Source organism: uncultured Corynebacterium sp., from assembly GCF_902782855.1.
Classification (GTDB): domain Bacteria; phylum Actinomycetota; class Actinomycetes; order Mycobacteriales; family Mycobacteriaceae; genus Corynebacterium.
In genome coordinates this window covers 1-6,684 of record NZ_CACZOO010000347.1, presented here as the reverse complement: position 1 = coordinate 6,684, position 6,684 = coordinate 1, and the positions used below count along the sequence as shown (strand labels likewise).

Genomic DNA, 6,684 nt, shown 5'->3' with positions numbered 1-6,684 from the left:
GGGACGACGGAGGGGTCGAAGCCGTGGTCGGTGAGCACGGTGCGGGCGGCACCGGAGATGAGGACGGAAAGATCAGCAGGAGTCACAGTGGACGAGACTACCAACGAGCCGGACGCGGAACGTAGGCGACCGCAGCGAACCGGTGGACGGGGTGTTACACCGGTGTCATCGGGCGGTTTGCGGTCGCGGGGTCGCGCGGTGCTATAGTCATCGTCATTGCCTCCGTAGCTCAGGGGATAGAGCACTGGTTTCCGGTACCAGCGGTCGGACGTTCGAATCGTCTCGGGGGCACGCTACAGATCAACCGCACCTCTACCGAGGTGCGGTTTTTCGCGTTCCGGCGGATTCCCCACCTGCCCCTTCATCGTCACGGATCAGGCCAGCCACGGCGGTGAACCTCAGGGATATCCGGACACCCGGCGGCCCGGTATGCCCCGCACCCGCCGCAGGCGCTCGTCGTCACCGTCGTCGCGCCCTCCCCCTTCTCATTGCGCCAGCACCTGCCGCATCGGCACCAGGGTCGCTCCGGCGATACCGTCGAACCGGTCAAGGTCGCAGGTGAGCACGATGATCTGGTGGTCACGGCCGAGTGTGTCGAGGACGGCGTTCATCCGGTCGATCCGGCCACGGTCGGAGAAACCCAGGGCGTCGTCGATGAACACCGGCACCGCGTCTCCCCCGCCGACGAGGTCGGCGACCGCCAGCCGGGTCAGCACGGAGATCTGCTCCCGGGCGCCACCGGAGAGCTGGGTGGTGTCGAGGGTGACCCCGTCCAGGGAGCGGCGGGCCGGGCTGAGGTCGTCCCCGAACTCGAAGTGCACCGGCGCACCGTAGAGGGTGCGCGCCAGCTTCTCAACCGTGGCCCGCAGCGGAGCCTCGTAGCGCTCCCTCGCCCGCGCGAGGGCGTCCTGCACCTCCCGGTAGAGCAGTGCGGCGGCCTCCGCCTGCGCCGACACACGCCGGTGAGCACGCTCGGCGCGCTGCAGGGCGATCCGGGTGTTCTCCACCTCGTCGGCGACACCGGCGTGCTCACCGAGCGCACCGGTGACCCGGGACACCGAATGCCCGGCCTCCTCGGCGCGCTCCCGCAGTCGGCGCACGCGCGCCGCCGCCCCCTCAACCAGACTGGTGAGGGTCTGCAGGTCGATGACACCGGTGCGCTCCTCAGCCTCGGCCAGGGCCTCCTGTGCCCCGGCCAGTGCGGTGGTGGCCTCGGCGACATCGTTCGCCAGGGCATCGTCATCCCGGTTCTCCCGGTCCGCGGCGAGCGCTGCGGCGAGTCGGTCACGGCCGGCGGTCGCCCGCTCGAGTTCCGCCCGGCGGCCTTCAAGGCGGACCGCCGCGCCGGCACGCATGACCTGGTCGAGGTCCTCCTGGATCCGGTCGGCCTCACGCACGGCGGCGTCCGCCACCGCGGTCAGGTCCGCCGCGGTCGCTGAGACCTCACCGACCTCACCGGACTCGTCACCGACCACAGCCGGAACGCCGGCCAGGTCGACGACACCCTCAGGGTCCTCGGCACGGACCTGCGCCAGGGCCTCGTCCGCCCGGGAACCGAACCTCGACGCCTCGGCGGACTCCCGGTCCCGCTGCGCCCGCAGGTCCTCGACGGTGGCGCTGCCAGTGATTTGGGTCAGCCGGAGCACCGCCTCCCGGTGCCGCTCCGTCGCCGTCTGACGCTGCGCCGCAACATCCTCAGCTTCGGCCAGGTCCCCGACACCCGAGGCGGCCAGCAGACGGTCGAGTTCCGCCCGGGCCCGGGTGACGTCCTCGGACACCTCCCGGACGTCCCGGGCCGGAGTGACGGTGACGGTCCAGTCGCCGAGCCCGATCTCCTGACGCCCTGTGACGTGCACGGTCGTCGACCCCTCACGCAGGTCACGGGACTCTCCGCCGACGGTGACGGCCGCACCGTCCGGGCCGTCGACCTCCACGGTGGTCGCCACCGCATCACGGACGGAGACGGCCTGGTACAGGGTGGCGTCCGCAGCCCTGAGGGAGGCGAGAACAGCGTCCGTCACCGGGTTGTCCTCCACCTCGCCACCCAGTTCACGGACCTCGTCGGCGATGTCCGTGGCGGCAGTGATCCGGTCGGTCAGTTCACCGGCCCGCTTCTCGGCGGCCCGCCGCCGGTCCAGGGCCTCCACCCGTGCCACCCACGCCGAGGCGACCCGGGACCTGCGACGAACGACGCCGAGCTTCTCCTGCAGGCCGACGGTGGTCTGCGCCTCCAATTCGGCGGCGGCCGCGGCCTCCCGCACCGCCTCGTCCAGTTCTGCCACGGTCTTCTCCGCGTCCGTGAGGTCGGACACCCGGTCCCCGCGGACCCGGGCACGTTGGTCGGCGAGGTCGCGCACCCCGGCGGCGGCGGTGACGGCCTTGCGCAGACCGTCCAGTTCGGCGACGGCGGCGCGGCCCTCCACCAGTGCCTGCTCCGCCCCGGTGGCGGCCTCGACCGCCACCGGCTCCTGCTTCGCCACGGTAGCCTTCTCCGCCGTGAGCTGCTCCAGTTCGGCGATCAGGCTCTGCGCCTGGGAGTAGCGTCCGGTCGCCGCCTGATGGTCCTCCGTCGCCTCTGCCAGTGACTTCTCGGCGGCCACAAGCTCCTTGGAAGCCTTGCCACCGGGCGTGAAGTACCGCTGGTACTCGTCGGCGATCCTGCCGATGAGAGCGGCCGCCCCGTCCTCCGCGGAACCGCCGCCGGATATCCCGGCACCGTCGGGCGCGTCCCCGCCGAGCGCCTGTTCCAGGCTGGGGATCCCGGTGGCAGCAAGGATGTCGAGGCTCGCGCCCTGTCTTATGGTCAGGGCCTTGACGAGTGTGGTGTCCACCCCCTCGGCGAGAAGCTCACCGAACCGCTCTGCGGCCTGACGCCCGGTGAGGTTCTCCGGCCGCGGCGAGGTGACAGTGAGTTCGCAACGTCCACTGCTCTTGTTGAAGCTCTTGCGGATGGCGAGCCGGTACCCGGCGATGGTCATCTCGGCGGACACCGTCGTCGCGACGTCCTCGGTCGCGCTCTTGAGCGCCCGGACCCGGCCGGCCTTCGAGTTGACCCCGGTATCGGAGAGCAGCAGATCGAAGGCGGCGAGGAGAGTGGACTTCCCCATCTCGTTGGGGCCGTGGACGACGACGACGCCGGTCTCCGGCAGTTCCAGGTGGGCGTGGTCGACCCCGGCGACGTGGTCGAGGGTCAGGGAGTGGAGGATGAGCATGTGTCAGTTCCCTTTCCCGGGCTGATCAGCGGAGAGCCGGTAGAGCAGACGCAGGGCGTCACGGGCGGTCGCGTCCCCCCCGGTGGCGCGCGCCACCAGAGCGCGTGACGCTTCACCGACGGCCCCCGGCCAGTGGGCGTCGGCCAGTTCCCCGTCATCGGGGACGATATGCAGGTCCATCAGGCGTTCCCGGGGGTAGAGCGCGGCGAAGGACGGGACCAGCGCCGCGAGTTCCCGGTCGAGCCTGGCCCCGGCCGCCAGGTCGACGGTGCCGGTCAGCGCGTACTTCACCACCGTGGTCCGCTTGTCCGGCAGCGACTCCAGCCGACGGATCCACTCGGAGATCTCCTCCCCGGAGTTGATCTCCGCCTGCAGGGCGAGGAAGTGCCAGGTCCCGACCGGTACCTCGTCGACCGTGACCGTCGCCGGGCGGCCGGCCGCATCAGGGTCGACGGTGATGTCGACGACGAGCGCGAACCCGGAGCGCGCCTCTCCCCCGCCGTCCTCCTCGCGGAAGTCGGTGGGTTCGGGGCTGCCGGAGTAGCGGACCGTCCCGTCCGCGTGCAGGTCGACCGCGGAGTGGGTGTCCCCCAGGGCGACGTAGTCCACGACCCGGTCACGGCAGGCCTGCGCCGCCGCGTCCACGTCGATGACCGCGGGGTCGTCGGTCGAGGACCATGACGAGGTCGCGCCGTGACCGACGAGGACGCGGACCGTCGCCGCGTCCCGATCAGAGGCACCACCGGCACCGTCCCGGATGTCCCGCAGTGCCCCGGCGACGGGGTCGGCGCTCATGTACTTCGACAGCAGCGGTGCGCCGATGATCTCCAGACCGGGCCCGCCGTCCGCCGCGGCACGCACCTGCCGCGGGGTCGTGTCGGTGAGGACGCGGACCGTCGGCGAGAGTCCGTCGAACACCGGATCCCGGTAGATGCTCGCCGGATCGTAGGGGTCGTGGTTGCCGGGCAGCAGGAACACCGGCACCGGGGAGGCCCGGAGCACATCAACCGCCCGACGCCAGGTCCGGCTGTCGACGAGGTTGTCGTCGAAGACGTCCCCGGCGACGACGACGGCGTCACAGGACCGGTCGACGGCGAGCCGGAGCATCCGCTCGATGACCGCGAGACGTGCCTCCTGGTAGCGGGGGCCGGCCTCATCGCCGAGGAACCAGCGCTTCATCCCGAGCTGCCAGTCGGAGGTGTGGAGGATCCGGACGGTGTGCGGCGGCAGCTGTGGCGGCACCGCCGGGCGTGGTGTGTCAGTCATGGTCACCGATTCTTCCGGACGGACCGGACAGCCACGGCTCTTTATCGAACACAGTGTCGTATACTTTCTCGTCTTCCCCGGTCAGCAGCCGGTAGCAGCTCTCCAGCTCGTCGAGGACGCGCAACTGGTCCACCGTGTTCCAGCTGACCTTGCGCACCACCGCGTTCCGGGTCGCCTGGTCGCCGAGCTCCAGACCGGGCTCGTCCGCCATCGGCTCCCACCCCGGCAGCCGGGACAGGTCACCCCAGAACTCGGCGGCACCGTAGCGCACCTGCTCGGACTCCCGACGCTCCTCCCGGCCGCCCTTCCGTCGCCCGGACGGTTCCGTCCCCACCGCACGCCGCTGCATCTCCACGACCTCAGGGTTTCGCCGCCTCTCCCGCTCCCCGACCTCCTCGATCAGCGCCCGGGTGTCCATCCCTCGCCAGTCGAGGAAGGCCACCGGATCAGCGGTGAAACGGTCGGCCACGGCGTGCGCCACCGCGATCCGGTGTTTGCACATCCCGGCGCGGTCCGGGCAGGTGCACCAGGAGTCGCGGAAACTCCCCGGGCTCAGGAGCACCGCAGCCACGTCCCGGCGCGGCTCACGCCCCGCCAGTAGCCGACTGAGGTTGTCAGGGTGCTCCAGGCACTCGCCGCGGATGTACATCACCTGGTTCTCGGACAGTGGGCGCCACCGCAGCGACACCTCGAACGGCTCCAGTTGTGTCCCGGAGACCAACGCACCGGCCGTACCGAGGTCGAGGTCCAGCCGCAGCACCTTCCCGTCACGGGCGTAGGTGCGCCCACGTGCGCGCCGTGCGGTGTCAGCACCGGCGCCCACTGTGTCGAGGATGGTCCGCCCGGCCCACCCTTCGGTGGCGGACACGTCGCGCTGCTCACGCTGTGACGTCGCCTTCGCCCGCCGCTTCTCCGCCTCCGCTGCGGAGGTCCGGGCTGACCGCTGTGCGGCGATGGTGCGCCCCAGCCGACCGTCCGGGTCATAGAGGTCCGGGGGCGCGTCGCCGGCGGCGTCCCGGCCCCGGGAGCGCCGGTTGCGGGATCCGAAGTCCGCCTCGATGACGTTGTCGCCCCACTCCGGCTTCGGGGTGCCGAGCCGACGCCGGCGACCGGAGTTCTTCTCCTCAGCCACGGTCATCCTCCTCACTGTTCCGGTCACTGTCGTTCCGGTCACTGTCGTTCCGGTCACTGTCCTTGACCGGGTACCTGTCCTGCAGGTCGGCCCGGAACGCCGCCCAGTTGTCCGCGATCTTGTCCATCGCCTCGCGCAACGCCGCCTCGCCCTCCGGTCCACCGGTGCCGAACCGGCGGTCGGAGGTGGAGGTTCCCAGCCGCCACAGGTCCTTGAGTGATGCGTCGTCCATCCTCGTCAGCCAGCTCTCCCCGGCGCTGACCACGTCACCGGCCAGGTCTCGCTTCGCACCGAGAATATCGTTGATCCTCTCGTCGAGCGTACCCACGGCGATGAGTTTGTGGACGCGGACATCCTGGCCCTGACCGATGCGGTAGGCGCGGTCGGTGGCCTGGTCCTCGACCGCCGGGTTCCACCACCGGTCGACGTGCACGACCACGCTGGCCCTGGTCAGGGTGATCCCCGTGCCACCGGCCCGGGTCGACAGGATCATCACCCTCGGGCCGTCCTCCGACTGGAACCGGTCGACCAGTGTCGCCCGGGCCTTACGGCTCAGCCCGCCGTGGAGCATCGGCACCTCGATGCCGAACACGCCCTCCATGTCCGGGGCCAGCATCCGGCCGAACGACGGGAACTGGGTGAACACCAGCACCCGCCGGTCCTGCTCCAGTGCCTCGGCGACGATCCGGTAGAGCCGTTCAACCTTGCCGGAGCGGTGCCGACCGTCCTTGCGGATCCCGGACCCGTCACCGCTGAAGTGCGCCGGGTGGTTGCAGATCTCCTTGAAGTGCGTCAGCGCGGTGAGTACCAGACCACTGCGCCGGTCACTGCGGCTGTCCGCCAGCCGGGCCTCGATGTCGGTGGTGTAGGCCTCGTAGAGCGCCGCCTGCTCGGCGGTCAGGGACACCGGGTCGATGAACTCCCGCTTCTCCGGCAGCCCCAGGTCCAGCGAGGCGTCGGTCTTCTCCCGGCGCAGTATGAACGGGTCGACCAGCCGGTGGAGCCGTTCAACATCCTCGGGGTCCCGGTCCCGCTCGATCTGGGAACCGATCGCGTTGTGGAAGGCCTTCGCCG

At 70.8% G+C, this 6,684-nt stretch carries 4 protein-coding genes and 1 tRNA gene; 1 reads left to right on the top strand and 4 read right to left on the bottom strand.

The genetic code is table 11. The features are described from left to right. The first annotated feature begins 218 nt into the window (after nt 1-218). A tRNA-Arg gene (locus tag QZV72_RS14085) sits at nt 219-291 on the top strand. A 194-nt stretch (nt 292-485) separates the two neighbouring features. Here the strand turns inward: QZV72_RS14085 and QZV72_RS14080 are convergent. From QZV72_RS14080 to QZV72_RS14065, 4 genes are all read right to left on the bottom strand, one after another. Next, complete coding sequence (locus tag QZV72_RS14080; protein WP_297009307.1) at nt 486-3,212, bottom strand: AAA family ATPase; 2,727 nt, start codon at nt 3,210-3,212, stop codon at nt 486-488. A 3-nt stretch (nt 3,213-3,215) separates the two neighbouring features. Continuing rightward, on the bottom strand, nt 3,216-4,478 hold the full coding sequence (locus QZV72_RS14075; RefSeq protein WP_297009306.1) for a metallophosphoesterase: 1,263 nt from the start codon (nt 4,476-4,478) through the stop codon (nt 3,216-3,218). Further along, nucleotides 4,471-5,610 (bottom strand): SWIM zinc finger family protein, encoded by a 1,140-nt coding sequence (locus QZV72_RS14070; RefSeq protein WP_297009305.1) that lies wholly within the window; start codon nt 5,608-5,610, stop codon nt 4,471-4,473. Before QZV72_RS14070 ends, QZV72_RS14075 begins: the two co-directional genes overlap by 8 nt. Then, nucleotides 5,603-6,684, bottom strand: a 1,082-nt coding sequence (locus QZV72_RS14065) for a DEAD/DEAH box helicase (RefSeq protein ID WP_297009304.1), incomplete at its 5' end; no start/stop codon positions are given. The genes QZV72_RS14070 and QZV72_RS14065, both read right to left, overlap by 8 nt.